Below are 26,795 nucleotides of genomic sequence, written 5' to 3' on the forward strand. Positions count from 1 at the left end.
CGTCAGCGCAGGCCGGCGAAGAGGTCGTCCTCGGGCACCGGCGCGCCCGTGGTGTCCCGCACCCGGACGAAGGTCTCCCTGCCCATCAGCTCGGTGAACCGCTCCGGGCCCAACTGGAGGAAGAAGATGTTCTCGGTCTGGCTGGCGTGCGCGGCCAGGGCCTCGAACTTCTGCGCGCCGTAGCTCCGGGTGTCGACCCAGGTGGTGATCTCGTCGTCGGGCAGCCCCAGCTCGGGCTGGTCGGACGACGGGTCCGGCTCGGCCCACTCGACGCCGAGCTCCTTCATGATCCGGCCGAACTCCGCGAACGCCGTCCGCGGCACGGTGGTCCAGTAGACCTTCGCGGGGATGTCGGTCTGCGCGACGGCGGCCATGGTGATGCGATGCGCCTGGATGTGGTCCGGGTGGCCGTAGAAGCCGTTCTCGTCGTAGGTCACGATGACGTCCGGCTGGTAGCGGCGGATCAGGCCGGCGAGCCGGTCCGCGGCCTCGGCCACCGGCGTCGTCCAGAAGGAGCCGGGCTGGTCGTTCGTCGACCAACCCATCATCCCGGAGTCGGCGTAGCCGAGCGTCTCCAGGTGGGTGACCTTCAACGTCGCGCAGCTGTCCTCCAGCTCGGCCTGACGCATCGCCACGACGGCGGCCGGGTCGTGGCCGGGCTCACCGGGCTTCGCCCCGCCGGGGCCGTCTCCGCATCGCCCGTCGGTACAGGTCACGAGGACCGTGGTGACACCTTCGGCCGCGTACCGGGCGAGGACGCCACCGGTGCTCGTCGCCTCGTCGTCGGGGTGCGCGTGCACCGCCATCAGGGTCAGGGATCGCTCAGCCATGTCATCACCCTACGACCAGCGCGGCGACCACACGGGAAGTGTCCTGTTCGCGGACGCATTCTAGCGATCCGCTCACCGGCGCTGCTGTTCTTGCGCAACTCGCTGTCCGGCGGCTCGTGGATTCCTACGATTTCGGGGCTGGGCCGGTGGTCCGGAGCCGCGTTTCGACAGCGGAATCAGTCGAGGAAGGGGACCGGTTCGATGGCACTGTTCGATGACGTGCGACAGATCGACGCCGGGGTCCTGAACGTCGGATACGTGGACGCCGGCCCGGCCGACGGCGCTCCCGTGATCCTGCTGCACGGCTGGCCGTACGACATCCACAGCTTCGTCGACGTCGTACCGCTGCTCACCGACGCCGGCCACCGGGTCGTCGTGCCGTACCTGCGGGGTCACGGCACGACGCGGTTCCGATCCGACGACGCCGTCCGCAACGGCGAGCCGGCCGCCATGGGGCTCGACCTCATCGCCCTCATGGACGCCCTGGGCATCGACAGCGCGAAGCTGGCCGGGTTCGACTGGGGTGCGCGTACGGCCGATGTCGTGGCCGCGTTGTGGCCTGAGCGCTGTTCCGGTCTGGTGTCGGTCAGCGGTTACCTGATCGACGGCCAGGAGTCGGGCCGGACGCCGCTGCCGCCGAAGGCCGAGTTCGCCTGGTGGTACCAGTTCTACTTCGCCACCGAGCGCGGCCGGCAGGGGTACGACCGCAACCGCCGCGACTTCGCCCGGCTGATCTGGCAGACCGCATCGCCGCGGTGGACGTTCGACGACGCGACCTTCGAGCGCAGCGCCGCCGCGTTCGACAACCCCGACCACGTCGACGTCGTGATCCACAACTATCGCTGGCGGCTGGCCCTGGCCGAGGGCGAACCGCAGTACGACGAGGTGGAGAAGCGCCTGGCCGGCAAGCCGAGGATCTCGGTGCCCAGCATCACCCTGGAGGGTGACGCCAACGGCGCTCCCCACCTGGACCCGAGTGTCTACGGCAAGCAGTTCGCCGGCCGGTACGAGCACCGGACCGTCGGCGGCGGCATCGGGCACAACTTGCCCCAGGAGGCGCCGCGGGCCTTCGCCGACGCGGTCCTGGAGGTCTGAGCGCGCTGCGCTACGGGCGTTCGGTGCGGGTCGGGTCGCCCCGCACGAGGTCGTCGTGGATGCGCCAACGGGCGGTGGTGACCGCGCGGCGGGCCGCCTCGTCGCCGCGCTCGACACGCTGGCGCAGCAGCTCAAGGGCGATGCGCCGGTTCAGACTGAACTGCCGTTCGTCGTCCACCACCACGACCAGGCCCGAGGGGCGGTGGGTGGCGCGTACCGCAGTGCTGGCCTTGTTCCGGTGCTGGCCGCCGGGACCGCCGGTGCGGCAGCCGACGATGTCGACGTCGGCCTCGGCGAACGTCGTCGGCGGTGCGTCGCTCGGCGGCGGTTGCGCGGTCACGTACCAGTTCTTTCGACCGGCGCTCGTCCGGTAAGGGCTGGGCGCCTGCCAGCACAGCGTCCCCGTCCAGGAGGCGGCGAACGCCTCGACGTCGGCGCCGGACAGCCGAATCAGCACTGACCGGTAGGTGCCAGGACGGTCACCGGGCACCGCGTGGACCCGCTGGACGGTCACGCCCTGCCGGGTGGCGTCAGCCTCCAGGCGGCGCAACAGGTGGGCCAGCGCCCACGCGCACTCCCGCGGCCCACGGCCGGCGGACAGCAGCAGCTGCGCGCTCACGACCGACCCTGCCCGCGACGCTTGTCGCGCCGGTCCGACCTCGACGCGGCCCCGACATCCGGCGTCTTGTAGGTGACCAGGGGGATCGTGGTGGCCACCGGCGTGGCGAGCCGGTGCTCGACGAGATCGCCGATCACCTGCTCGATCCGCTTGTACGCCGTGGGCGCCTCCTCGAAGAGCAACTGGCGGTCACCGCACACCACCAGGGAACCCACCGGGGTACGCCGCAACTCCTCGACCGTGTGCTTGGCCCGGCCCCGGCGCAGCGCGTCGGCACGGGACATCTTCCGGCCCGCGCCGTGCGCCACCGAGTGGTTGGCGTCCGCCCCGGCGTGGGCGGCCACCAGGTACGACGCGGTACCCCGCGTACCGGCGACGAGCACGTCGCGGCCGTCACCGGGCGCCGCCCCCTTGCGGTGCAGGTAGACGCCGTCGCGCACCTCGACCAGGTTGTGGCACTGGTCGACGACCGGCTCGGTCGGCTCGGCCCCCAGGGCGTACGCGACCCGGGCGGCCAGCAGCCGCCGGTTGAGCGAGCCCCAGCGCACCGCCTCGTCGTGCCGGGCCAGGTACGCGGCCGGGTCGGGAGCGGGGCCCGCCCCGTGCGTCTCGGTGTGCGTGCGCAGGATCCGCTCACCCAGGCCCCGCGAGCCGCTGTGCACGACGAGGACGAGGTCACCGGTGGCCAGCCCGAGTCGGTGCGCGTGCTCGGGTGCGAAGACGGTGTCGACGCGAGCCAGCTCGACGAAGTGGTTACCGCGGCCGACCGTACCGAGACCGTCCCGGTGGCCGGCGGGAACGTCGCCCGCGACGACGGTCCAGGCCGGATCGTCGGCGTCCCGCTCGGGGTCGAGCGCGCGGTCGAGGTCGGGGAACCGGGCAGCCAGCCGCTCGGGTACGACGCGCCGGAGTCGAATGGGGAACACCGCGATGCCGCAGCCGATGTCCGAGCCCACCAGGAACGGGTACAGCACGGTCGACGCCATGGCCGCGCCGATGGGGGCGCCCTTGCCCGGGTGCAGGTCCGGCATCCCGGCAACGTGGACCATGCCGTCGAGGGCGGCCACCTGCCGGCACTGGTCGAGCGCGGCGGACTCGATCCAACTCGCGGGGGACGCGAACACGGCAATGGTGGCCGGGGCGGACGGGGACGAAGACTCCCGAGGGGAGTGGTGCTCAGACAACGACGCTCACTTCTCGCTGAATCGCAAGGGGACGGACGGCGGTACGGCACCGAGCGGCGCGAAGCGGCCTCGGCGCGGTGCGGGTGGTGTCCGTCAGTACGTCATGGGCACCACTCTGGCGACGCCCGTCGTGCGCGGCAAGCGATTATCGACGCGGGCCCGGCACGCGGCCGGCCTGTCCCGGCAGCATCTGGTGAGGCCCGCTCGACGCTGCGGCGTACGCTGCCGCGATGCGAGCCCGGCGGCCCTGAACGACTGGCTGGCCGGCCTGCCGAGGCGCTGAACCTCGCGGACGGCCCGATGACACCTCAGCGCAGCCGGTGCTCCGGCTGGATCGCGCGACCCAGAACGCACGGCGAGGAGGGGCTGGAACTGCCGGCCGGGAACCGGAAGCGACGCAGCTCGTCGATGGCGAACCCGGCCGCCTCGATGGCGGCCGTGGTGTCGCGGCCGGTGTGGCAGCCGCCGAACAGTTTCGGCCAGAGCGTGGCGTCGGAGAACCGCTGGACCCGACGGAGGCGACCGGGCTCCTCGGCGGCGACGTGCTCGAAGAAGGGCAGCTGGCCGCCGGGGCGCAGCACACGGTGGATCTCGGCGAGCGCGGCGGCCTGGTCGGGCACGGTGCACAGCACCAACGCGACCACGACCGCGTCGAACTCGCCGTCGGCGGCGGGCAACGCCTCGGCCAGGCCGTCGACGACCGTGATCGGCACCGGCGCGGCCGGGGCCGCCCGGACGGCGGCGGCACGCAGGCGGCGTTCCGGCTCGACCGCGACGACCTCGGTCACCGTCCGCGGGTAGTGGGCGAACATGCGCCCGTTGCCGGCGCCGACCTCGAGCACCCGGCCGGTCAGGCCGGCGACCAGGTCGCGGCGGAACTCGGCGGTGCCGGCGCGATCCATGGCGACGCTGAGCCTTTCGTACACCCGCGCGAACACCGGGTGGGACACCGCAGCCACGTCGACCTCCAGCCTCTGACGATCAGGATTCCGGGCAGCGACCACAATCATGGGCGGTGATGTCAACCGCGCCGGTGTGGCGCGCTCCGTGGGCTGGTTCTGCCCTGCGATTCCGCGCACCGGACGGAGACGGGAAGTGGCCCGATCAGCGTCACTCGGGCGGCGCGTGCCGCAGGCGTTGCGCCAACTCCAGCCGCCAGACCAGGCCGATCGCGACGACCGGCACCAGCGCGAACACCGCCAGCACCCGGCACAGGGACTTGACCATGGCCTCCGAGCGGGGGTTCGCCGGACGCATCCAGATCGCCACGTTTACCAGCAGGAACGGCAGCAGAAGGCACCCGCAGCTCCACGATGTCGCCGAGGGTGTCGGGCCCGCTCACCCGCGCTGATCCATCCGCCGTCGCCCCCCGAGGCGTCCGACCGCCCGGCGCCGGCGATCCAGTCGCGGGTGGCCCCACCACCCGCGTGGCAGACCGGGGTCTACCCCGCCCGGACGCGCCCAACCCCGCAGGCGACGCGCCGCACCGCACGGGTGACCCCTATGCGGTCCCGGCGCTCCCGGCCACCTGTCTGCGGTACGTCCGCGGCGAGACGCCGGTGACACGTTTGAAGGCCACGCTGAGGGCGCTCTCCGAGCCGTACCCGACGGCCAGGGCGATGGTGGCGACGGTGTCCGAGCCGCGGCGGATGCGGTCCGCCGCGAGTTCGATCCGCCATCGCGTGAGGTACTCCAGCGGGCCCACGCCGACGACCTGCCGGAAGCGGGCGGCGAGCGTGGAGCGGGAGACGGACGCGGCGCGGGCGATCTCGTCCACCGTCCACGACTGCGCGGGCCGCCCGTGCATCGCCCGCAGCGCGGGAGCGACCACCGGGTCGGCGAGCCCGGCCAGCCAGCCGGACGTGTGCTGCGGACCGCGGGCCAGGTGCAGCCGCAGCACCTGGATCAGCAGGACGAGCGCCAGGTGTTCGGCGACGAGTCGCGATCCGAGCTGTGCCTGCCGCAGCTCGCTGTCGATCTCGTCGAGCGCCCACCGGATGGTGGCGGCCGCGGGGGTGTCGGCGGGCACGTGGATGATCGGCGGAAGGCTGTCCAACAGGAGACTGCGACCCCGGTCGCCCAGGGAGAACGCGCCGCCGATGAGGAACATGTCGTCGCCGTCGCCCGCGTGCGCCACGCCGTCGGCAGCGGCGGCGAAGATCGGGTACGCCGGCTGGACCGGCGCGTCGGCGTCACTGAAGAGCGTGTAGGCCACCGGCCGGGTCAGCAGGTAGCAGTCGCCCTCGGCGAGGCCGATCGGCTCGGGCTCGCCGTCGACGAGCAGGAAGCAGCGGCCGCGCCGGATGGCGTTGAACTTCGCGCCGGCCGGTGGGTCGAACCGGACCGCCCAGCGCCCTCCGGCGACGAGGCCGGCGGAGACGTGACTCGTCGCACCGAGCAACGCCAGTACGTCCTCAAGGGGATCCATCCGCACCGTCCTGGACGATCACTAAAGTATCGCGGATCCTAGACTATAGGCAGTCCAGGTTCAGGTTCATAGTCTGGCTGACATGACAGCGAACCCACGCCTCACCACGTCGTTCACCGCCCGTACCACCGCCGCCGAGATCCTCGACGGCGTGGACCTCACCGGGCGCCGGATGATCGTCACCGGCGGCGCCTCCGGCCTCGGTGTCGAGACGGTTCGCGCCCTGGCCGGCGCCGGCGCCGAGGTCACCGTCGCGGTCCGTGACCCCCAGCGGGCCGCCGCGCTCGTCGCGGAGTTCGCCACCGACGCCACCCGGGGCGCCGTCCGGTCGGCCGCGCTCGACCTCGCCGATCTGGCGTCGGTCGACGCCTTCGTCGCGGCCTGGCGGGGCCCGCTCGACGCGCTGGTCGCCAACGCCGGCATCATGGCGCTTGCGACCCGGCAGCTCTCCGCGCAGGGCTGGGAACTCCAGCTCGCGACCAACTACCTGGGGCACTTCGCGCTCGCCGTCGGTCTGCACGACAACCTGCGTGCCGCCGGGGCGGCCCGGGTCGTGGTGGTCAGCTCCGGGGCGCACCTGGGCGCTCCGTTCGACGTCGAGGACCCCCAGTTCGAGCGGCGCCCGTACGACCCGTGGTCGGCGTACGGGCAGTCGAAGACCGCGGACGTCCTGCTCGCGGTCGGCATCACCCGGCGGTGGGCCAAGGACGGGATCACCGCCAACTCCCTCAACCCCGGGTACATCCACACCAACCTGCAACGTCACCTGGACGACGACATGATGCGCGCGTTCGGCGCGATGGACGAGGCGGGCAACCTCGTCGTGCCGGACTACTACAAGACGCCCGCCCAGGGAGCGGCGACCACCGTCCTGCTCGCCGCGTCACCCCTGCTCGACGGCATCGGCGGCCGGTACTTCGTCGACAACCAGGAGGCGGAGGTGGTGCCCGGCGGCCCGAACGCCACCGGCGGGGTCGCCGACCACGCGGTCGACCCGGCCGCCGCGGACCGGCTCTGGGCGTACGCCGAGAAGATGCTCTCCGCGCGCTGAGCGCGACCGCCGTCGGACGCCGGGCGCGGCGCGCTCGCGCCTGGCCGCGCCCGGCGGCCAGGATTGATCGGGGTACGGCGGGGTAGCCGCCGCCATGGTCGCTGCCGGTCGGCCCGCTACGGACGGGGGCGCCGCGGCGCGGGCCGGCGCGGGAGCGAACGCCGCTGCGCCGACGACCGTCGCCCGGCTCCGCGCCCGCCTGTGGGGCACGCTGCGGGAGCGGGCGCGGCGGGTACGGGGCGTCGGCGGCCTCGCTCTGCAGGCCGGTCTGGCTGCGGCGCTGTCCTGGCTGGTGGTGCGCCACGTGCTGCACGTCTCGCAGCCGGTGTTCGCGCCGATCTCCGCGGTCTCGACCCTCGCCGCGTCGGTCGGGCAACGGCTGCGTCGCACCGTCGAGTTGATCATCGGCGTCACCGTGGGGGTGCTGGTCGGCGACCTGCTGCTCACGGTCACCGGCACCGGGTGGTGGCAACTCGCCCTGATCGTCGTGCTGGCGATCCTCGTCGCGTTGTTCCTCGCCGGCAGCGCGGCGGCGGTGATCCAGGCCGGGGCGACGGCGGTGCTCATCGCCACGTTGAGTCCGTCCGTGCGGGACCTGGAGATTCCCCGCTTCGTGGACGCTCTCGTCGGGGGAGCGGTGGCGCTGCTGGTCACCGCCGTCCTTTTGCCGTTGAGCCCGCTGCGGGTGCTCAACCGGGCCGCGCGCCCGGCGTTGGACCTGCTCAGCACCCAGCTCGACGCCACCGCTGGCGCGCTGGCCGACCGCGACATCGCCCGTGCGCTGGCCGCCCGGACGCAGCTGCGGGAGAACAAGGACGAGCTGCGGGCGCTGGTCGAGGCGACCCAGGGGGCCCGGGAGGCCAGCACCCTCTCGCCGGTGCACTGGCATGAGCGGCACGGGCCGGTGGGCCGGTACGCGCAGGCGGCGGGACCGATCGACCGGGCGATGCGCAACGCCGGAACGCTGATCCGCCGCGCGGTGACCGTGATCGACGACGGCGAGCCGATCCCGAGGCAGCTGCCGGAGGCCGTCGCCGACCTCGCCGAGGCGGTACGCGTGCTCAAGCGGCAGTTCGCCGCCGGTCACGAACCCACCCAGGCGCGGGAGCAGGCCCTGCGGGCGGTGTGCGCCGCCGGTGACGCCTACCGGGAGGGGGTCGGTTTCTCCGGTGCCGTCGTGGTGGCGCAGGTCCGGACGACCGTCAGCGATCTGCTGGTGGCCACCGGGCTGACGCAGGAGGTCGCGAACCGGCTGGTCCGCCGCGTGTTCGGGGGGCCGGAGCGTCGCACCAGCGATCGACGATGAACGTCATGGCAGCAAGTTGAGCCACGGCTGTTGCATCCTGAGCCAAAGTGGTGCCATGATGGTGCCATGGACTTGAGGCCGTACGTCGAGAACCTGCGCAACGAGTTCGCTGTGGCCGCCGAGGGCGTCGACCCGGAGGGTCGGGTGCTGGCCGAGCGACTCTTCACCCAACTGGAGGCGGCGACCCACCTCACGCTGCTCGAGGCGCTGTCCGACGCGGCCGACGAGATCACCCGCGATCTCGCCCCCGGGTCGGTGCACGTCCGGCTGCGCGGGCGCGAGCCCAATTTCGTGGTGACGCCCGCGAACCCGCCGGCGGACAGCACGGATGCGGTCAGCGAACCGCCTCCGGCGCCGGCGCCGCTGCTCCCGCCCGAGGGCGACGAGGGCGGCACGTCCCGGATCAACCTCCGCCTCCCCGACCATCTCAAGGCCAGCGTCGACGGGGCCGCCAGCCGGGCCGGGCTTTCCGTCAACGCCTGGCTGGTGCGAGCCGTCGCCGCCGCCGTCGCGGCCGGCGGCACGGATCGCCAGCCACCGCGCCGGCTGGAGCCGCCGCGGCCTGGCCAGCACGTCACCGGCTGGGCGCGCTGACCGCCGCGCCCCTTCCTGATTCCGCTCGCCTTCGCCACGCACCTCCCGGGAGACCACCATGCCTGTTTTCGATACGCCAGAACCGATTTCCGTCCAGGTCGAGCTGCCCGTCGGGGACGCCTGGATCGCCGCGACCGACCGCACCGACACGGTGGTGCAGGTGCGCCCCCGCGACCCGTCGAGCAAGGCCGACGTGAGCGCCGCGGAGCAGACCACCGTCGAGTACGCCGCCGGGCTCCTGCGGATCAGGGTGCCGAAGAGCTGGCGCCGATACGGCTTCGGCTCCGGCCCCTCGGTCGACGTCCTCATCGAGGTGCCGAGCGGGACACGGCTGCATGCCGAGGCGGCGTGGGCGGCGTTCCGCGGCGAGGGGCGGCTCGGCGAGTGTCGCATCAAGACCGGCAGCGGGATCCGGCTCGAGGAGACCGGGCCGTTGGAGATCGACAGCAGCCACGGCGAGGTCGCGGTGGAGCGTGTCACCGGTTCCGCCCGGGTGAAGGCCTCCTCCGGAAAGGTGCGCCTCGGCGCGGTCGACGGCACCGCGGAGATCAAGAACTCCTCCGGTGACTGCTGGATCGGCCGCAGCGGCGGTGACGTCCGGGTCAACACCGCGTACGGCGACATCACGGTGGACGCGTCGATGGCCTCGGTGGCGGCACGCACCGCGTACGGCAACGTCCGGCTGGGCGAGGTCGTACGCGGGTCGGTCGAGTCGCACACCTCGTACGGCGCGATCGAGGTCGGGGTCCGGCGCGGCACCGCCGCCTGGCTCGACGTCAGTTCCCGGCACGGGCGCGTGCACAACGCGCTCGAGTCGACCGACAGCCCGGCCGAGACCGACGAGACGGTCGAGATCCGCGCGAACACCTCCTACGGCGACATCACGATCCGCCGTGCCTGATCCGCCGCGACCCCCGACCACAAATGAGGAGACCATGACCAGCAGCAGGAAACCCGCGATCGTCACCACGGAGCTGCGGAAGTCCTACGGTGACAAGGTCGTGCTCGACGGCATCGACCTGATGATCACCGAGGGAACGATCTTCGCGCTGCTCGGCCCGAACGGCGCCGGCAAGACCACCACAGTGCAGATCCTCTCCACCCTGCTCCGGGCGGACGGCGGCCACGCCCGCGTCCTCGGCCACGACGTGACCCGTGAGCCCGACGCGGTTCGTGAGCTGATCGGCGTCACCGGCCAGTTCTCCGCCGTGGACAACCTGCTCACCGGTCGGGAGAACCTGAACCTGATGGCCGACCTGTGTCATCTGGACCGGGCGACGGGTCGGCGACGGATCGCCGACCTGCTCGGGCAGTTCGACCTCACGGAGGCGGCGGACAAGCCGGCCGCGACGTACTCCGGCGGCATGCGCCGTCGGCTCGACCTCGCGATGACCCTGGTCGGCGACCCCCGCGTCATCTTCCTCGACGAGCCGACGACCGGCCTCGACCCGCGCAGCCGCCGCGCCATGTGGCACATCATCCGGGCCCTCGCCGCCGAGGGCGTCACCATCCTGCTGACGACCCAGTACCTGGAGGAGGCCGATCAGCTCGCCGACCGCGTCGCGTTCCTCGACCACGGCCGGCTGATCGCCGAGGGCACCCCGCACGAGCTCAAGCGGCTCATCCCGGGCGGCCACGTCGTGTTGCGGTTCGCCGACCAGGAGGGGCTCGACTCGGCGGCCCGTACGTTCGCGGCGGCCACCCGGGACGACGCCGCGCTGACCCTCCAGGTGCCGAGCGACGGCGGGGTCGGTTCGTTGCGGTCCGTCCTCGACCACCTCGACCGCGACGCGATCACCGTGGCCGGCCTCGCGGTGCACACCCCCGACCTCGACGACGTCTTCCTCGCCCTCACCGGCCAACCCGACAGCCGAGCCAATCAACCCGACAGCCACCCCGCCACCCGGGCCGGGCGGTCCGGTCACGAAAGGGCCTCCGCGCGATGAGCACCCTCAACCTCGCCCTGCGCGACTCGAACACCATGCTGCGGCGCAACCTCCTGCACATGCGGCGCTACCCCTCGCTGACCCTCATGCTCGTCGGCATCCCGGTCATCCTTCTGCTGCTCTTCGTCTACGTCTTCGGCGGCACGCTCGGCGCCGGCCTCGGACCCTCCGGCGACCGCGCCGACTACGCCAACTACGTCACCCCCGGCATCCTGCTCATCACGGTGGCCAGCGCGGCGCAGGGCACCGCGATCTCGGTCGCCATGGACATGGCCGAGGGCATCATCGCCCGCTTCCGTACGATGGCGATCTTCCGGCCGTCGGTTCTCACCGGCCACGTCGTGGGCAGCGTGCTCCAGACGATGTTCAGCCTCGCGGCCGTCACCGGCGTAGCGCTGCTGGTCGGGTTCCGTCCCACCGCCAGTGCCGTCGAATGGCTCGCCGCGATCGGCGTCCTCACCATGATCACTTTCGCGGTCACCTGGCTGTCGGTCGCCCTCGGCCTGGTCACGAAAAGCGTCGAGACGGCCAGCAACCTGCCCATGCCGCTGGTGCTCCTGCCATTTCTCGGCAGCGGGTTCGTCCCCACCGACTCCATGCCGACGCCGGTACGCCTGTTCGCCGACTACCAACCCTTCACCCCGGTCATGGAAACCCTCCGGGGCCTCCTGCTCGGCACCGGAATCGGCAGCAACGGGATCCTCGCGGTCGCCTGGTGCGCCGTCATCACGGTGGCCTGCTTCCTCTGGGCCAAGGCGCTCTACAACCGCGGCCGGACCGCCTGACCCGACGGGCCCTCGCGCCTGACCCTCCCGGCCCGCCCCGGTCCGGCCCTTCGGGGCCGGGCCGGGGCGCATGATCGACCCCAGCTCGGCGATGTCGCGGTGTCCCGCCGACCGGACACCGCGACGTCGCCAACCTGGAGTCGATCACCACCGCGGGAAGGCCGCGGAGTCCCCACCCCGGCCCATGGCCGCGACGCCGGAGGGGCGGGCGCCCACGAGACGCGCTGGGTCGAGACCGTGCGCGCGGCGACCGTGAAACGTCGAATGTTATCGATAACACGATTCCCGGGCTGGGCACGCGAGGTGCACGTCGGCGACCGGAGTGCGCGCTCATGGGCTCGGCGGCGGCTGCGGCGCGGGTCATAGATCTGATCATGCGAGGGTGGCGGCCGCAGCGATGTTATCGCTGACATCGCCGACGACCCGGCCACCGTCGCGATCGGACCGTCATCCCGCCGCTCTGTGATGCGGGACCTTGCTGTCGCCCTGCCGGCTGAGGAGGCGCCGGGCCGACGGCCGGCCGGGGAGGTGTCGGGCCGCCCGCCGGGCGAGGAGGTTTCGGCCGGCTGCCGTTCAGATGTCGCCCTCCCGGCGCTGCCGCGACCGGGCTGGAGGCGGAATCGCGGACTTTGCACCAATCCGGTAGCTACCCGCCCAAGTGGGCGCGCGGGCCTCCGCGTTCCGTTACGGAGCTGTTGCAGCTAGATGTCTTGACGGCGCTGGATGTGAGCGTTAACACTATCCCCGTTAACGGTGGAGGTGAACATGGAGCGTGTGGACGGAGCTGCCGAAAGCTACGTCGTGGGTGTCGACTTCGGCACTCTCTCCGGGCGGGCCCTGGTGGTCCGGGTTTCCGACGGTGCCGAGTTGGGGACCGCGGTGCACGAGTACGGCGACGGGGTCATCAGCGAGACGCTGCCCGGAGGTCGACCGCTGCCCCCGGACTGGGCGCTGCAAAATCCGGACGACTACCGCGACGTGCTGCGCCACGCCGTCCCGGCGGCGGTGTCCGCCGCGGGGGTGGACCCCGCATCGGTGGTGGGCATCGGCATCGACTTCACCGCCTGCACCGTGCTGCCGACCGACGCCCACGGCACCCCGCTCTGCGAGGATCCCGACCTGCGCGACCGGCCGCACTCCTGGGTCAAACTGTGGAAGCACCACGCCGCGCAGCCGCACGCCGACCGGATCAACGCGCTGGCCCACGAGCGGGCGGAGCCGTGGATCGGCCGGTACGGCGGCAAGATCTCCGCCGAGTGGCAGTACGCCAAGGGTCTGCAGATCCTGGAGGAGGACCCGGAGATCTACCACCGGGCCGAGCGGTTCATCGAGGCCGCCGACTGGATCGTCTGGCAGCTCAGCGGCACCGAGACCCGTAACGTCTGCACCGCGGGCTACAAGGGCATCCTGCAGGACGGGCAGTACCCGTCCGAGAGCTTCCTGACCGCGCTCAACCCCGACTTCGGCGACTTCGTGGCCAAGCTCGACGGTCCGCTGCTGCCGCTCGGCGCCCGCGCCGGCACGGTCACCGCCCGCGCCTCGGCCTGGACCGGTCTGCCGGAGGGGATAGCGGTGGCCGTCGGCAACGTCGACGCGCACGTCACCGCGGCGTCCGCGCAGGCGGTGGAGCCCGGTCGGCTGGTCGCCATCATGGGCACCTCGACCTGCCACGTCGTCAACGGCGCGGAGGTCGCCGAGGTGGCTGGCATGTGCGGTGTCGTGGACGGCGGCATCAGCCCCGGCGCCTGGGGCTACGAGGCCGGGCAGAGCGGTGTCGGCGACATCTTCGGCTGGTTCGTCGCGCACGGCGCCCCCGCCGGGTTCGACTCGCACGAACGCCTCACCGAGCTTGCCGCCAGCCAGCCGGTCGGCGCACACGGCCTGGTCGCCCTGGACTGGTGGAACGGCAACCGCTCGCTGCTGGTCAACCACGACCTCAGCGGGATGATCGTCGGGATGACCCTGGCCACCCGGCCGCAGGACATCTACCGTGCGCTGCTGGAGTCCACGGCGTACGGCACCAGGATGATCATCGACGCGTTCGTCGAGGCCGGGGTGCCGGTGAACGACCTGGTGATCGCCGGCGGTCTCACCAACAACAAGCTGCTGATGCAGATCTACGCCGACGTGACCAAGCGACCGCTGAACATCATCGCCTCGGCGCAGGGGCCGGCGCTCGGGTCGGCGATCCACGCCGCCGTCGCCGCCGGGGCGTACCCGTCGATCCACGAGGCGTCGCAAGCGATGGGGCGGGTGCACGAGGCCGTCTACACGCCGGATCCCGACCGGGCGCGCGCCTACGACGCCCTGTACGCCGAGTACCGGGCGCTGCATGACCACTTCGGTCGGGGCGGCAACGACGTCATGCTCCGCCTGCGGGCGATCCGCAACGCGGCGGTCGAGGCCGTCGCGGCCACGCACGAGGCCCCGCTGGAGGTCGTCGCATGAGCGCAGAGGTAGGTCGACAGATCCGCGAGCTGCGCGAGAGCGTCGCCCGCCTGCACAGCGAGCTGACCCGGTACAACCTGGTCGCCTGGACGTCCGGCAACGTCTCGGCGCGGGTCCCCGGTCAGGACCTCATGGTGATCAAGCCGAGCGGTGTGGGCTACGACGACCTCACGGCCGACACCATGGTGGTCTGCGACCTCGACGGTGTCCTCGTCGAGGGGGACCTCGCCCCGTCCAGCGACACGGCCGCCCACGCCTACGTCTACCGCGCCATGCCCGAGGTCGGCGGTGTCGTGCACACGCACAGCTCGTACGCCAGCGCCTGGGCCGCCTGCGGGGAGGCGATCCCCTGCCACCTCACGGCCCAGGCCGACGAGTTCGGTGGGGAGATCCCGCTGGGCCCGTTCGCGCTGATCGGCGGCGACGACATCGGCAAGGGGATCGTCGCCACCCTCGCCGGGCACCGCTCTCCCGCGGTGCTGATGCGCAACCACGGTGTCTTCTCCATCGGTCGGGACGCCCGGGCGGCGGTCAAGGCCGCGGTCATGTGCGAGGACGTGGCCCGCACCGCGTACCTGGCGCGGACCCTCGGGCAGCCGGTGCCGATCGCGCAGGCCGACATCGACGCCCTCTACCACCGCTACCAGAACGTCTACGGGCAACAAACAGTCGCACCGGCAGGTCCCTGACCGTCTCCATCGGCCGTCCGGGCCCGCCGGTCTGCTCCACCGACGCACCAGCACGCACCACCCGCGTACGCCACCCTTCGCACGTCGGCGGCTCGCGCGGTCCCACCACACCACAGCCAAGGAGAACTGATGAGAAAGATGCGAACGCAGTCCGCTCCGTGGCGCGCTGTCGCGGTCCTCGCCAGCGTGCTGCTCGTGGGCGGCGTGGCGGCCTGCGGCAACAGCGACACCGGCGGCGGCGGGTCCAAGGACGACGGCAAGATCACGATGGGCTTCTCCCAGGTCGGTGCGGAGAGCGGGTGGCGTACCGCGAACACCACCTCGATCAAGGATGCCGCGGCCGCGGCGGGCATCGAGCTGAAGTTCGACGACGCTCAGCAGAAGCAGGAAAACCAGATCAAGGCGATCCGCAACTACATCCAGCAGAAGGTCGACGTGATCGCCTTCTCGCCGGTGGTGGAGTCCGGGTGGGACACCGTCCTCAAGGAGGCCAAGGACGCCGGCATTCCGGTCATCCTGACCGACCGCTCGGTCGACTCGGCCGACAAGACCCTCTACAAGACCTTCCTCGGCTCGGACTTCGTCAAGGAGGGCCGTCTCGCCGGTGAGTGGCTGGTCGAGCAGAAGAAGGCCGCCTCGGGCCCGGTGAACATCGTGGAGTTGCAGGGCACCACCGGCGCGGCGCCGGCCAACGACCGCAAGAAGGGCTTCGCCGAGGCGATCGCCGCCAACCCGAACCTGAAGGTCATCGCCTCGCAGACGGGCGACTTCACCCGGGCCGGCGGCAAGCAGGTCATGGAGCAGTTCCTCAAGGCCAACCCGAAGATCGACGTGCTGTTCGCGCACAACGACGACATGGGTCTGGGCGCGCTCGAGGCGATCACCGCGGCCGGCAAGGTGCCCGGCAAGGACATCACCATCATCACTGTGGACGCCGTCAAGGACGGTATGCAGGCCCTCGCCGACGGGAAGTTCAACTTCATCGCGGAGTGCAGCCCGTTGCTCGGCCCGCAGCTGATGGACCTGGCCAAGAAGGTCCACGCGGGCGAGACGGTGCCGGCTCGGATCGAGACCGAGGAGACCACCTTCACGACTGAGCAGGCCAAGGAGGCTCTGCCCAACCGCAAGTACTGATCGACGCAGGGGGGTCGCCGCGCTCGCGTGGCGACCCCGCCGCGTCGCCCCATAAACCCGAACGGACCGGGCATGACCCGCGCCACGCCCGCCCGAGCCTCCCGCCGGGGCGGCCGGGCGGGCGCGGTGGGAGCGCAGCGGCCCATCCGCGTCGACAACCCCCAGAAGAGGTCTGATGGGATGACGGATAGCCGTCCGGTCCTGACGATGACCGGGATCAGCAAGTCCTTTCCCGGGGTGCGCGCACTCCACGACGTCAACTTCCGGCTCTTCCCCGGCGAGGTGCACGCCCTGTTGGGCGAGAACGGCGCCGGCAAGTCGACCCTCATCAAGGTGCTGACCGGCGTCTACGACACCGACGAGGGCACGATCACCCTCGACGGTGAGCCGGTGTCCTTCACCGGCCCGATGCAGGCGACGGCAGCCGGGGTGAGCACCGTCTACCAGGAGGTCAATCTCTGCACCAACCTCTCGGTGGCGGAGAACATCTTCATCGGCCGCCAGCCGCGGCTTTTCGGCGCCGTCCGCTGGGGTGAGGTCCGCCGACGGGCACGCGCGCTCCTGGCGCGCCTCGACCTCGACCTCGACGTCAGCGCGCCGCTGGGCTCGTACTCCCTCGCGATCCAGCAGATGGTCGCGATCGCCCGTGCGATCGACATCCAGGCCCGGGTGCTGATCCTGGACGAGCCGACGTCCAGCCTCGACGCGGGTGAGGTCGCGCAACTGTTCCGCATCATGCGGCAACTGCGCGACGAGGGCATCGCGATCCTGTTCGTGACCCACTTCCTCGACCAGGTCTACGAGATCGCCGACCGCATCACGGTGCTGCGCAACGGCGGGCTCGTCGGCGAGTACCTGACCGCCGAGCTGCCCCAGCTGAGCCTCGTCGAGAAGATGATCGGCAAGGAACTCGACGTCCTCGAAGGGATCGAGGAGCACTCCCGGCGGGACCTGGCCGAGCTGGAGGAGGGCACCCCCCTGGTGGCGGTGTCGAACCTCGGCCGGGCGGGCGCGGTCGCGCCGTTCAGCCTGACCATCCATTCCGGCGAGGTGGTGGGCCTGGCCGGTCTGCTGGGCTCCGGGCGTACCGAGGTGGCGCGGCTGTTCTTCGGCGCCGACCGGGCCGACGGCGGGCAGGTCGCGATCGACGGCACGTCGGGCAGTCTGCGTACCCCCGCGCAGGCCATCGACCAGGGCGTCGGCTTCTGCTCGGAGAACCGCCGGGCCGAGGGCATCGTTCCCGAACTGTCGGTCCGCGAGAACATCATCCTCGCCATGCAGGCCGCCCGCGGCTGGCTGCGGCCCATCCCGCGCCGCCGCCAGGACGAGCTGGTCGACAAGTACGTCAAGGCCCTCAACATCCGTCCGGCGGACCCGGAGGTGCCGGTCCGCAACCTCTCCGGCGGCAACCAGCAGAAGGTGCTGCTGGCCCGGTGGCTGATCACCGAGCCGCGGCTGCTGATCCTGGACGAGCCGACCCGGGGCATCGACATCGGCGCGAAGACCGAGATCCAGCGGCTCGTGACGCAGTTGTCCGACGGCGGGATGGCGGTGCTGTTCATCTCCGCCGAGTTGGAGGAGGTGCTGCGCCTCAGCCACAAGGTGGCGGTCATGCGCGACCGGCAGATGGTCGCGCAGCTCGCCAACGACGAGGACCTCGACGCCGAGCGCATCATGCAGACGATCGCGAGTGGATCTCACCGGGAGGAGGTGGACCGATGAACGACACCATGGGCCGCTATCGGACGATGATCGGTCACCGGCTGTTCTGGCCCGTCGCCGTGCTGGTCGCCATGCTCGCCGCGAACACGATCTACCGGCCCGGGTTCCTGTCCATCGAGCTCAAGGACGGGCACCTGTACGGCTCGCCGATCGACATCCTGCGGTTGAGCGCGCCGCTGATCCTCGTGGCGCTGGGCATGACCCTGGTCATCTCGACCGGCGGCATCGACCTGTCGGTGGGCTCGGTGTGCGCGATCAGCGGCGCGATGGCCTGCATGTACATCAGCAGGCAGCCCGACCAGAACAGTCTCACCGTGGTGCTGACCGCCCTCGCGATGGCGTTGGGGGTCGCGCTCGTGCTCGGCGTCTGGAACGGGGTGCTGGTGGCCGTGATCGGGATCCAACCGATCATCGCCACCCTGATCCTGATGGTGGCCGGCCGGGGCCTCGCCCAGCTGATCACCCAGGGTCAGATCATCACCATCAACTCCGAGCCGTTCCGGGCGATCGGGCTGGGCCACCTGCTCACCCTGCCGCTGGCCATCTTCATCGCCCTCGCCGCGGCGCTGCTCGTCGCCGCGTTCACCCGCCGTACCGCACTCGGCATGATCATCGAGTCGGTGGGCGGCAACGCGGAGGCGAGCCGGCTCGCCGGCATCCGCTCCGGTCGGGTCATCTTCCTCGCGTACGTCGTCAGCGCCGTCTGCGCGGCGATCGCCGGCTTCATGATGACGGCCAACGTCTCCAGCGCCGACGGCAACGCCGTCGGCCTCTGGGTGGAGTTGGACGCCATCCTCGCGGTCGTCATCGGTGGCACGTCCCTCGCCGGCGGCCGGTTCTTCCTGAGCGGCACGATCCTCGGCGCGCTGATCATCCAGACCCTGACCACCACGGTGTACGCCATGAACATCTCACCGCAGACGTCGCTGCTGTTCAAAGCGGTAGTCGTCATCGCCGTCTGCCTCATCCAGGCGCCGGCGTTCCGAGCCAAGTTCAGCCGGCGCAGAAGAAGCGCCCCGCCGCCGCGCCCCGTCGCCGACAAGCCGAAGGAGCAGGTGCCGGCATGACCACCGGATCGCTCACCGCCCCCCGCCGCACCCGGATCCGGCTGCCTCGGCGGCAGGTGCCGGTGCTTGCCACGCTCGCCCTGCTCCTGGTGATGTACGGCATCGGCGTGTCCCAGTACACGGCGTTCTCGAACGTGCAGGTCATCTTCAACGTCTTCATCGACAACGGCTTCCTGCTCGTCGTCGCGGTGGGGATGACCTTCGTGATCCTCACCGGTGGCATCGACCTGTCGGTGGGGTCCGTCGTCGCCATGACGGCGATGGTGTCGGCGGATCTGTTGCAGAAGGGTCTGCCCGCGGCGCTCGTGCTCGTCATCGCCCTGCTCATCGGCCCGACACTCGGCCTGTTGATGGGCTGCGCCATCCACTTCTTCGACATCCAGCCGTTCATCGTCACGCTCGCCGGGATGTTCTTCGCCCGCGGCATGTGCACGTTCATCTCCGGCTCGTCCATCCCGATCACCGACGGGTTCTGGACCAGGATGTCGCAGGAGCGGATCGGGGACCCCCGGGGCAACTTCGTCTCGATCAGCGTGTTGATCGCCTTCGCCGTGGTGCTCGTCGCGGCGTACGTGCTGGCCTACACCCGGTTGGGGCGCAACGTGTACGCGGTCGGCGGCAACCCGCAGTCGGCGCTGCTGATGGGTCTGCCGTTGGGGCGGACCCGGATCGCCGTCTACACGATCAGCGGTCTGTGCTCCGCGATCGGTGGCATCCTGCTGTCCTTCTACACCCTCTCGGGTGCGCCGCTGATCGCCGTCGGCATGGAGTTGGACGTCATCGCCGCCGTCGTGATCGGAGGCACCGTGCTCACCGGTGGCTCGGGTTACGTCTTCGGCACGGTGCTCGGCGTGCTGGTGCTGGGTGTGATCCAGACCCTCATCACCTTCGACGGGAGTCTCAACTCCTGGTGGACCAAGATCGTGATCGGCGGACTGCTCTTCGCGTTCATCCTCCTCCAGCGCCTCATCGGAATTCGTTACAAGTGACCGTTCCTCTCGCGGAAGGCAACCCCATGGCACCACAAACCCACCCCGAGATCTGGTTCCTCACCGGCAGCCAAGGCATGTACGGCGAGGAGACGCTCCGGCAGGTCGCCGAGCAGTCCCGCCAGATCGCGGCCGCGCTCGACGACTCGCCGCAGATTCCCGCCCGGGTGGTCTGGAAGCCCGTCCTGACCAACAGCGGTGAGATCCTGCAGGTCTGCCGGGACGCCGCCGCGCAGGGGGCCATCGGGGTCATCGCGTGGATGCACACGTTCTCACCGGCGAAGATGTGGATCTCCGGTCTGGACGCCCTGCAGACGCCACTGCTGCACCTGCACACCCAGGCGAACGTCCTGCTGCCGTGGGACGAGATCGACATGGACTTCATGAACCTGAACCAGGCCGCCCACGGCGACCGTGAGTTCGGGTACATCCAGACCCGCCTCGGGGTGGCCCGCAAGACCGTCGCCGGGCACGTGAGTGACCCGCGGGTGACCGGCCGGGTCGGGGCCTGGGCCCGCGCGGCGCTCGGCTGGTCGGCGATGCGGTCGCTGCGGCTGGCCCGCTTCGGCGACAACATGCGCGACGTCGCGGTGACCGAGGGTGACAAGGTCGAGGCGGAGCTGCGCTTCGGGGTGTCGGTCAACACCTACGGCGTCAACGACCTGGTCCAGGTGGTCGGCGAGGTCGCCGACGCCGACGTGGACGAGCTGGTCAAGGAGTACGACGACAGCTACCGCGTCGGCGCCGAGCTGCTTCCCGGGGGCGAGCGGCACGACTCGCTGCGCTACGCGGCCCGTCTGGAGCTCGGCATGCGTGCGTTCCTGGACGCCGGCGGCTTCCGCGCGTTCACCACCAACTTCGAGGACCTCGGTGGTCTGCGTCAGCTGCCCGGTATCGCCGTGCAGCGGCTGATGGCCGACGGCTACGGCTTCGGTGGTGAGGGCGACTGGAAGACGTCCGTCCTGGTCCACACCCTCAAGGCGATGTCGGTGGGGGTCGCGGGCGGCACGTCGTTCATGGAGGACTACACCTACGACCTGACTCCGGGTCAGGAGCTGGTGCTGGGCGCCCACATGCTCGAGGTCTGCCCGACCATCGCGTCAGACGTGCCCAACGTGGAGATCCACCCGCTGAGCATCGGCGGGCGGGAGGACCCGGTGCGGCTCGTGTTCGACGCCGCGCCCGGCCCGGCGGTGGTGCTCGGCCTGGCCGACATGGGGGAGCGGTTCCGGCTCGTGGCCAACGAGATCGACGTCGTGCCGCCGCCGCAGCCGCTGCGCCGGCTGCCGGTCGCCCGCGCCGTCTGGCGGCCGCGACCGGACCTGCCCGGCTCGGCCGAGGCGTGGATCACCGCCGGCGCCCCGCACCACACCGTGCTGTCGCAGGCGGTGGGCACCGAGGAGCTGCACGACCTGGCCGAGATGAGCCGGACCGAGCTCGTCGTCATCGACGCCGACACCGAGCCGCGCCGCTTCGCCGACGAGATCCGCTGGAACCAGGCCTACTACCGGCTGGCCCGCGGCTTCTGATCCGCGCGCTCGCAGCGTTCTGACAAACGGGTGGTCCATTCCTGCCTGCGGGCGGGGGTGGGCCACCCGTTCGCGTGTGCGCCAGCAGGGCCACGAGGCGGTTGTGTTACGCCTTGACTAACAGCATGTTATCGCTCACAGTCTATAGCCAAGATGGTCGATGTCGTTGGCTGGTCCGGCCGCGCGCGCGTCCTACCCCGCGGTTTCGGCACCTCGTCACCGCGACGGTCGGGCGATCGGTGTTAGCGATCACATGGTCGGGCGTGGTCAGCTCGGTGCCCCGCCCGGTGCCGCGGACGCCGACCCAGACCGCACGGTTCGCGTCAGCAGAGGAGGATCATGCTTTCCATCGGTCGGGTTCCCCGGGGTGCGCCACGTGGGCGCGGGTGGCTGTCGAGACTCGCCGTCGCCGCGATGACACTGGTGGTCGGTGGCGCGGCCGCGGCGGTGGCCGCGGCGCCCGCGTCAGCGGCGACGGTCGACACCAGCGCCTGGTACGTGTTGGTGAACCGCAACAGCGGCAAGGCATTGGACGTGTACAACCTGGCCACGAACGACGGCGCTCGGATCACCCAGTGGACGCGTAACAACGGTAACCAGCAGCAGTGGCAGTTCGTGGACTCGGGAAGTGGCTACTACCGGCTCAAGTCGCGGTTGTCGGGCAAGGTGCTCGACGTCTACAACCGTTCGACCGCCAACGGCGCGGCGATTGTGCAGTGGACCGACAACAACGGCACCAACCAGCAGTTCCAGCTGGCCGACTCCGACGGCGGCTACGTCCGGTTGATCAACCGCAACAGCAACAGGGTGATGGAGGTGCAGGGCGCCTCGACCGCCGACGGCGGAAACATCGTGCAGTACGACGACTGGAACGGCACCAACCAGCAGTGGCAGCTCGTACGCGTCGACGGCGGGGGCAACCCCACCACGCCGCCCCCCACGACGCCACCCCCGTCGAGTGGCACGTACTCGAACCCGGTGGTCTGGCAGGACTTCGCCGACGTCGACATCATCCGGGTCGACAACGTCTACTACATGTCGGCGTCCACCATGCACTACTCGCCGGGCGCTCCGGTGCTGCGCTCGTACGACCTGGTGAACTGGGAGTACGCCGGGCACTCCGTACCCCGCTTGGACTTCGGCTCGAAGTACGACATGAGCGGTGGTAACGCGTACGTCGACGGGATCTGGGCCTCGACGTTGAACTACCGGCCGAGCAACAAGACGTACTACTGGGCCGGGTGCATCGACTTCGCGCAGACCCACATCTACACCGCGTCCGCCGTCGACTCGACGTGGAGCAAGCTCACCACCATCCCCAACTGCTACTACGACGCCGGCATGCTGATCGACGACAACGACACCATGTACGTCGCGTACGGCAACACCACCATCAGCGTCGCGCAGCTGTCCGCCGACGGAAAGACCCAGGTCCGCAGCCAGCAGGTCTACAGCACGCCGTCGAGCATCGGGACGCTGGAGGGCGCACGCTTCTACAAGCGCAACGGCGCGTACTACATCTGGCTCACCCGGCCGGCCAACGGCCAGTACGTGCTGAAGTCGACCAACGGCCCGTTCGGCCCCTACGAGCAGCGTCAGGTGCTGCTCAACCTGCCCGGCCCGATCTCCGGTGGCGGCGTGCCGCACCAGGGCGGACTGGTGCAGACCCAGAACGGCGACTGGTACTACATGGCGTTCGTCGACGCGTACCCCGGTGGCCGGATGCCCGCCATGGCGCCGATCACCTGGACCGGCGACGGCTGGCCGGTGCTGCAGACCGTCAACGGCGCGTGGGGCAGCTCGTACCCGAAGCCGAACCTGCCCGCCGCGCCCCGGGCGGTGAAGCCACTCACCGGCACCGACACGTTCGCCGGCACCACCCTCGGCCCGCAGTGGGAGTGGAACCACAACCCGGACAACAACCGGTGGTCGGTCAACAACGGGCTGCAGCTGCAGACCGCCACGGTCACCGGCGACCTGTACGCCGCGCGCAACACGCTGACCCACCGGATCCAGGGCCCCACCTCGACCGCCACCATCGAGTTGGATTACTCCACGATGCGCGACGGTGATCGCACCGGCCTGGCGGTGTTGCGCAACTCGTCAGCGTGGATCGGGGTCCGGCGGGACAACGGGTCCACCCGCCTGGTCATGCAGAACGGGCTCACGATGGACGGCAACTGGAACACCACCAGCACCGGCAGCGAGGTGGCGAGCACCGCCGTCTCCGGTGGCCGGATCTGGTTGCGGGCCAACGCCGACATCAGACCCGGGTCCGGCCGGCTGGCCCGCTTCTCGTACAGCACCGACGGGGTCAACTTCACGTCCTTCGGCAACGCCCTGACCCTGGCGAACAACTGGCAGTTCTTCATGGGCTACCGGTTCGCCATCTTCAACCACGCCACACAGGCGCTCGGTGGCGCGGTCACCGTGCGCCGATTCGACCTGACGACACCGTGACGCCGGTCACACAACGAGTAACCCACGGGTGACGCGAATGGACCACCTCTCCCGCCGCGGAAGGTGTCCGCGTCGCCGGCTCCGGCCCGCCGCCGCCCTGTTCCGCGCTCTGTCCAGGAGCGCCGAGCGGGGCGGCGGTTCGCCGTGGCCGGCTCGGGTCAGCGGAGGCCGGCACGCGCGGCGCGGAGCGCTGCCGCCCGACCTGGCACCCGCCGTGTCGTTCACGCTCAGCCGTTCCGTGTTGGCGGCGGTGCCTGGCGTAGACTGTCGGCGATCCAGCGCTGGTCACCTGCGATTCAGCACCGGCGTGGTGGCTGAGCGAGGGGGATCGGGCCGGGCCGCTCCAGTCAACGTCGACGGGCCGCGGGTCGGGTTGCAGGCGGGGGGAGTGAAATGGCCGTGCACGGTCCCGCGATGACAGATGTCGCTCGTCTGGCCGGTGTCTCCCACCAGACGGTGTCGCGGGTGCTCAACGGGCACCCCAACGTGCGTGAGCAGACCCGGTTGCGGGTGCGGGCGGCGATCGCCGAACTCGGCTACCGCCCGAACGGCGCCGCACGCGCACTGGTGACCGGCCGGTCCCAGGTCATCGGCGTGGTGGCACAGAACACGACCCTCTACGGCCCGGCGTCACTGCTGGCCGCCCTGGAGCAGACGGCCGCGGAGGAGGGCTTCGCGGTCAGCGTGGGCAGCGTCCGCAACCTCGACCACCGCTCCATCTCGGCAGCCGTCGAGCGACACCTGGCGCACCGGGTGGCCGGCATCGTCGTCATCGCGCCGGTCGAGTCGGCCGGCGAGGCCCTGGAACGGCTGCCCAAGGACGTTCCCCTGGTGACGGTCGACGGCGATCCGCAGCGGCCGGTGCCGTTGGTGACGGTCGACCAGGTGGCTGGCGCGCGGGCGGCGACCCAGCATCTCCTCGACGCGGGGCACCGCACCGTGTGGCACGTCTCGGGGCCGTCCGACTGGTTCGACAGCGCCGGCCGGATCGAGGGCTGGCGGGCGGCGCTCCTGGCCGCGGGGATCAACCCACCGCCCCTGATGCACGGGGACTGGTCGGCGGCGTCGGGCTACCGGTGCGGGCAGATGCTCGCCCGGATGCCGGAGGTGACCGCGATCTTCACGGCCAACGACCACCTCGCGCTGGGAGTGCTGCGGGCGTTGCACGAGTTCGGGCGGCGGGTGCCGGCCGAGATCAGCGTCGTGGGTTTCGACGACGTGCCGGAGGCCGCGTACTTCATTCCGCCGCTGACGACCGTGCGACCGGACTTCGACGCGGTGGCCCGGGCGAGCCTGCAGATGTTGCTGAGCCAGATCGAGTCGGGCATCGGTGGGGGTGCCCTGCGGCAGACCATCGCCCCGACCCTGGTCGCCCGCGACAGCGTCGCCCCGCCGCGCCATTGAGGGGCGCCAGCGCCGTACGCCTCGGCGGCCGCCGATCCCGGCACGTACTGGCGGCCGTCGATCAATCGTCGACCGGGTTTCGCGAGGTCGCGTCGGTGGCGACGGCTCCGTTACGAGACCGTGACACCGGTATTTCGGATCAAGTGTTGACGTGCCCTATGTGAGCGCTAACACTACCCGAAAGGTGACAGGTGGCCCCGGCGGTCAGCGGGGGAATCGGGAGAGGAGAAGCCCGTGAGCAGGAAATTCCTGGTTGCTCTCGGTAGTGCGGCGCTGGCGCTGAGCCTGGCGGCATGCAGTGGTGGAGGTGCCGGCAGCGGCGGCGACACCAGCGACAAGAAGCCGGGGGACCTGACGATCGGTGTCTCGATGCCGACGCAGACCTCCGAGCGGTGGATCGCCGACGGCAACGCGGTGAAGTCCAAGCTGGAGGCGAAGGGCTACAAGGTCGACCTGCAGTACGCGGGCGACGACATCCCCACCCAGTCGCAGCAGGTCGACCAGATGATCACCCAGGGCGCCGACGTCCTGGTCATCGCGGCGATCGACGGCACCGCGCTCAGCAGCCAGCTGCAGGCCGCCGCGGCCGCGAAGATCCCGGTCATCTCCTACGACCGGCTGATCCGCGGCAGCAAGGACGTCGACTTCTACGTCAGCTTCGACAACTACAAGGTTGGCGTCGCCCAGGGCACCGCGCTGCTGGTCGGTCTCGGCCTGCTGAACAAGGACGGCTCGAAGGGCACCGCCAAGGGGCCGTTCAACATCGAGCTCTTCGCCGGCTCGCTCGACGACAACAACACGCAGTACTTCTTCGGCGGGGCGATGGACACCCTGAAGCCGTATGTCGATGCCGGCACGCTGAAGGTCAAGTCCAAGCAGACCACCCCCGAGCAGGTCGCCACCCTGCGGTGGCAGCAGGAGACCGCGCAGAAGCGGATGGAGAACCTGCTCACCTCCAGCTACAACGACGGCTCCAAGGTCGACGGCGTGCTGTCGCCGTACGACGGCATCTCCCGGGGCATCATCACCGCCCTGCAGAACGCCGGCTACGGTAGCGGCGCCAAGAAGCTGCCCGTCGTGACCGGTCAGGACGCGGAGATCGCCTCGATCAAGCTGATCAACGACGGCGTGCAGAACTCGACCGTCTTCAAGGACACCCGCCTGCTGGCCGACCAGGCCGTGAACGCCGCCGAGGCGTTCCTGCAGAAGAAGCAGCCGCAGGCGAACGACACGCAGACGTACAACAATGGCGTCAAGGTCGTTCCGGCTTACCTGCTGCCGATCGCTACCGTCTACAAGGACGACATCAAGGCTACGCTGATCGACTCCGGTTACTGGACGGCGGAAGAGGTCGCCGCCGGTCAGGCCAAGAAGTAAGTCACCCCGTCGGGGGGGGGGGGGGGGGGGGGGGGGGGGGGGGGGGGGGGGGGCGGGGGCGGGGGGCGGGGGGGGGGGGGGGGCCGCCCCCGCCCCCCCCCCCGACCGGCGGAAATCCTCAGGCGCGGGCGTACTGGG

General features: G+C 70.8%; 23 protein-coding genes. 17 read left to right on the forward strand and 6 right to left on the reverse strand.

The annotated features are described in order from the left end of the window. Nucleotides 1-2: 2 nt before the first annotated feature. Nucleotides 3-830, reverse strand: a complete 828-nt coding sequence (locus ACFYPR_RS25970; protein WP_354861066.1) for a PIG-L family deacetylase — start codon at nucleotides 828-830, stop codon at nucleotides 3-5. Between the two features lie 201 nt (nucleotides 831-1,031). Between ACFYPR_RS25970 and ACFYPR_RS25975 the strand changes: the two genes are divergently transcribed. Beyond that, a complete protein-coding gene (locus ACFYPR_RS25975) occupies nucleotides 1,032-1,925 on the forward strand; it encodes an alpha/beta fold hydrolase (protein WP_387262887.1) in 894 nt (297 codons plus the stop codon). Nucleotides 1,926-1,935: 10 nt separating this feature from the next. Here ACFYPR_RS25975 and prfH read toward each other — a convergent pair whose 3' ends face one another. From prfH to ACFYPR_RS26000, 5 genes are all read right to left on the reverse strand, one after another. Further along, nucleotides 1,936-2,544: a peptide chain release factor H gene (gene prfH / locus ACFYPR_RS25980; protein WP_354861063.1), complete on the reverse strand. Its 609-nt coding sequence runs from the start codon at nucleotides 2,542-2,544 to the stop codon at nucleotides 1,936-1,938. After that, nucleotides 2,541-3,728 (reverse strand): RNA ligase RtcB family protein, encoded by a 1,188-nt coding sequence (locus tag ACFYPR_RS25985; RefSeq protein WP_363939701.1) that lies wholly within the window; start codon nucleotides 3,726-3,728, stop codon nucleotides 2,541-2,543. The genes prfH and ACFYPR_RS25985 overlap by 4 nt, the downstream gene beginning before the upstream one ends. Nucleotides 3,729-4,036: 308 nt before the next feature. Beyond that, the gene (locus ACFYPR_RS25990) at nucleotides 4,037-4,687 is read right to left on the reverse strand and encodes a class I SAM-dependent methyltransferase (RefSeq protein ID WP_387262891.1); all 651 of its coding nucleotides are present in this window, start codon (nucleotides 4,685-4,687) and stop codon (nucleotides 4,037-4,039) included. Nucleotides 4,688-4,838: 151 nt separating this feature from the next. After that, on the reverse strand, nucleotides 4,839-4,997 hold the full coding sequence (locus ACFYPR_RS25995) for a hypothetical protein (RefSeq protein WP_354861058.1): 159 nt from the start codon (nucleotides 4,995-4,997) through the stop codon (nucleotides 4,839-4,841). A gap of 232 nt (nucleotides 4,998-5,229) precedes the next feature. Further along, entirely contained in the window at nucleotides 5,230-6,156 is a 927-nt protein-coding gene (locus ACFYPR_RS26000) for an AraC family transcriptional regulator (protein WP_354861056.1), read from the reverse strand. Nucleotides 6,157-6,238: 82 nt separating this feature from the next. On the opposite strand from ACFYPR_RS26000, the gene ACFYPR_RS26005 reads away from it, so the two are divergent. From ACFYPR_RS26005 to chvE, 16 genes are all read left to right on the forward strand, one after another. Then, nucleotides 6,239-7,207 (forward strand): SDR family NAD(P)-dependent oxidoreductase, encoded by a 969-nt coding sequence (locus ACFYPR_RS26005; protein WP_387262893.1) that lies wholly within the window; start codon nucleotides 6,239-6,241, stop codon nucleotides 7,205-7,207. A 94-nt stretch (nucleotides 7,208-7,301) separates the two neighbouring features. Beyond that, nucleotides 7,302-8,513, forward strand: coding sequence for an FUSC family protein (locus ACFYPR_RS26010; RefSeq protein ID WP_354861052.1), 1,212 nt, complete (start codon nucleotides 7,302-7,304; stop codon nucleotides 8,511-8,513). A gap of 66 nt (nucleotides 8,514-8,579) precedes the next feature. Continuing rightward, nucleotides 8,580-9,107, forward strand: coding sequence for a hypothetical protein (locus ACFYPR_RS26015; RefSeq protein ID WP_354861050.1), 528 nt, complete (start codon nucleotides 8,580-8,582; stop codon nucleotides 9,105-9,107). A 58-nt stretch (nucleotides 9,108-9,165) separates the two neighbouring features. Further along, complete coding sequence (locus ACFYPR_RS26020; protein ID WP_355069101.1) at nucleotides 9,166-10,008, forward strand: DUF4097 family beta strand repeat-containing protein; 843 nt, start codon at nucleotides 9,166-9,168, stop codon at nucleotides 10,006-10,008. Nucleotides 10,009-10,042: 34 nt separating this feature from the next. Further along, nucleotides 10,043-11,053, forward strand: a complete 1,011-nt coding sequence (locus tag ACFYPR_RS26025; protein ID WP_355069102.1) for an ATP-binding cassette domain-containing protein — start codon at nucleotides 10,043-10,045, stop codon at nucleotides 11,051-11,053. Beyond that, complete coding sequence (locus ACFYPR_RS26030) at nucleotides 11,050-11,838, forward strand: ABC transporter permease (protein ID WP_387262895.1); 789 nt, start codon at nucleotides 11,050-11,052, stop codon at nucleotides 11,836-11,838. The genes ACFYPR_RS26025 and ACFYPR_RS26030 overlap by 4 nt, the downstream gene beginning before the upstream one ends. Nucleotides 11,839-12,603: 765 nt before the next feature. Continuing rightward, the gene (gene araB, locus ACFYPR_RS26035) at nucleotides 12,604-14,286 is read left to right on the forward strand and encodes a ribulokinase (protein ID WP_387262898.1); all 1,683 of its coding nucleotides are present in this window, start codon (nucleotides 12,604-12,606) and stop codon (nucleotides 14,284-14,286) included. Continuing rightward, nucleotides 14,283-14,975, forward strand: a complete 693-nt coding sequence (locus tag ACFYPR_RS26040; protein ID WP_354861991.1) for an L-ribulose-5-phosphate 4-epimerase — start codon at nucleotides 14,283-14,285, stop codon at nucleotides 14,973-14,975. The genes araB and ACFYPR_RS26040 overlap by 4 nt, the downstream gene beginning before the upstream one ends. A 129-nt stretch (nucleotides 14,976-15,104) precedes the next feature. After that, on the forward strand, nucleotides 15,105-16,109 hold the full coding sequence (locus ACFYPR_RS26045) for an ABC transporter substrate-binding protein (RefSeq protein ID WP_387181665.1): 1,005 nt from the start codon (nucleotides 15,105-15,107) through the stop codon (nucleotides 16,107-16,109). A 180-nt stretch (nucleotides 16,110-16,289) separates the two neighbouring features. Further along, nucleotides 16,290-17,831: a sugar ABC transporter ATP-binding protein gene (locus ACFYPR_RS26050; RefSeq protein WP_354861993.1), complete on the forward strand. Its 1,542-nt coding sequence runs from the start codon at nucleotides 16,290-16,292 to the stop codon at nucleotides 17,829-17,831. Then, nucleotides 17,828-18,898 (forward strand): ABC transporter permease, encoded by a 1,071-nt coding sequence (locus ACFYPR_RS26055; RefSeq protein WP_387262901.1) that lies wholly within the window; start codon nucleotides 17,828-17,830, stop codon nucleotides 18,896-18,898. The genes ACFYPR_RS26050 and ACFYPR_RS26055 overlap by 4 nt, the downstream gene beginning before the upstream one ends. Next, nucleotides 18,895-19,887: a galactofuranose ABC transporter, permease protein YjfF gene (gene yjfF, locus ACFYPR_RS26060; RefSeq protein WP_354861996.1), complete on the forward strand. Its 993-nt coding sequence runs from the start codon at nucleotides 18,895-18,897 to the stop codon at nucleotides 19,885-19,887. The genes ACFYPR_RS26055 and yjfF overlap by 4 nt, the downstream gene beginning before the upstream one ends. Before the next feature lie 26 nt (nucleotides 19,888-19,913). Further along, the gene (gene araA / locus ACFYPR_RS26065) at nucleotides 19,914-21,416 is read left to right on the forward strand and encodes an L-arabinose isomerase (RefSeq protein ID WP_387262904.1); all 1,503 of its coding nucleotides are present in this window, start codon (nucleotides 19,914-19,916) and stop codon (nucleotides 21,414-21,416) included. A 339-nt stretch (nucleotides 21,417-21,755) separates the two neighbouring features. Beyond that, nucleotides 21,756-23,876, forward strand: a complete 2,121-nt coding sequence (locus tag ACFYPR_RS26070) for an RICIN domain-containing protein (RefSeq protein WP_387262907.1) — start codon at nucleotides 21,756-21,758, stop codon at nucleotides 23,874-23,876. 414 nt (nucleotides 23,877-24,290) lie between these two features. After that, nucleotides 24,291-25,280 carry a LacI family DNA-binding transcriptional regulator gene (locus ACFYPR_RS26075; protein WP_387262910.1) on the forward strand — a complete coding sequence of 330 codons (990 nt, stop codon included), beginning with the start codon at nucleotides 24,291-24,293 and terminating at the stop codon, nucleotides 25,278-25,280. A 234-nt stretch (nucleotides 25,281-25,514) separates the two neighbouring features. Next, complete coding sequence (gene chvE, locus ACFYPR_RS26080; RefSeq protein WP_234582843.1) at nucleotides 25,515-26,657, forward strand: multiple monosaccharide ABC transporter substrate-binding protein; 1,143 nt, start codon at nucleotides 25,515-25,517, stop codon at nucleotides 26,655-26,657. Nucleotides 26,658-26,795 lie beyond the last annotated feature (138 nt).

The organism is Micromonospora sp. NPDC005254 (genome assembly GCF_042872525.1).
GTDB lineage: Bacteria > Actinomycetota > Actinomycetes > Mycobacteriales > Micromonosporaceae > Micromonospora.

What these genes read in the sequence shown, in the direction of transcription:
- ACFYPR_RS26045 (WP_387181665.1), top strand. Translation starts at nt 15,105, where the DNA reads ATGAGAAAGATGCGAACGCAGTCCGCTCCGTGGCGCGCTGTCGCGGTC.
- ACFYPR_RS25970 (WP_354861066.1), bottom strand. Translation starts at nt 830, where the DNA reads ATGGCTGAGCGATCCCTGACCCTGATGGCGGTGCACGCGCACCCCGAC.
- ACFYPR_RS26020 (WP_355069101.1), top strand. Translation starts at nt 9,166, where the DNA reads ATGCCTGTTTTCGATACGCCAGAACCGATTTCCGTCCAGGTCGAGCTG.
- ACFYPR_RS26030 (WP_387262895.1), top strand. Translation starts at nt 11,050, where the DNA reads ATGAGCACCCTCAACCTCGCCCTGCGCGACTCGAACACCATGCTGCGG.
- ACFYPR_RS26075 (WP_387262910.1), top strand. Translation starts at nt 24,291, where the DNA reads ATGACAGATGTCGCTCGTCTGGCCGGTGTCTCCCACCAGACGGTGTCG.
- ACFYPR_RS26055 (WP_387262901.1), top strand. Translation starts at nt 17,828, where the DNA reads ATGAACGACACCATGGGCCGCTATCGGACGATGATCGGTCACCGGCTG.
- ACFYPR_RS25975 (WP_387262887.1), top strand. Translation starts at nt 1,032, where the DNA reads ATGGCACTGTTCGATGACGTGCGACAGATCGACGCCGGGGTCCTGAAC.
- ACFYPR_RS26010 (WP_354861052.1), top strand. Translation starts at nt 7,302, where the DNA reads ATGGTCGCTGCCGGTCGGCCCGCTACGGACGGGGGCGCCGCGGCGCGG.
- ACFYPR_RS26040 (WP_354861991.1), top strand. Translation starts at nt 14,283, where the DNA reads ATGAGCGCAGAGGTAGGTCGACAGATCCGCGAGCTGCGCGAGAGCGTC.
- araB (WP_387262898.1), top strand. Translation starts at nt 12,604, where the DNA reads ATGGAGCGTGTGGACGGAGCTGCCGAAAGCTACGTCGTGGGTGTCGAC.
- ACFYPR_RS26005 (WP_387262893.1), top strand. Translation starts at nt 6,239, where the DNA reads ATGACAGCGAACCCACGCCTCACCACGTCGTTCACCGCCCGTACCACC.
- ACFYPR_RS26050 (WP_354861993.1), top strand. Translation starts at nt 16,290, where the DNA reads ATGACGGATAGCCGTCCGGTCCTGACGATGACCGGGATCAGCAAGTCC.
- ACFYPR_RS26000 (WP_354861056.1), bottom strand. Translation starts at nt 6,156, where the DNA reads ATGGATCCCCTTGAGGACGTACTGGCGTTGCTCGGTGCGACGAGTCAC.
- ACFYPR_RS26070 (WP_387262907.1), top strand. Translation starts at nt 21,756, where the DNA reads ATGCTTTCCATCGGTCGGGTTCCCCGGGGTGCGCCACGTGGGCGCGGG.
- ACFYPR_RS26025 (WP_355069102.1), top strand. Translation starts at nt 10,043, where the DNA reads ATGACCAGCAGCAGGAAACCCGCGATCGTCACCACGGAGCTGCGGAAG.
- yjfF (WP_354861996.1), top strand. Translation starts at nt 18,895, where the DNA reads ATGACCACCGGATCGCTCACCGCCCCCCGCCGCACCCGGATCCGGCTG.
- araA (WP_387262904.1), top strand. Translation starts at nt 19,914, where the DNA reads ATGGCACCACAAACCCACCCCGAGATCTGGTTCCTCACCGGCAGCCAA.
- ACFYPR_RS26015 (WP_354861050.1), top strand. Translation starts at nt 8,580, where the DNA reads ATGGACTTGAGGCCGTACGTCGAGAACCTGCGCAACGAGTTCGCTGTG.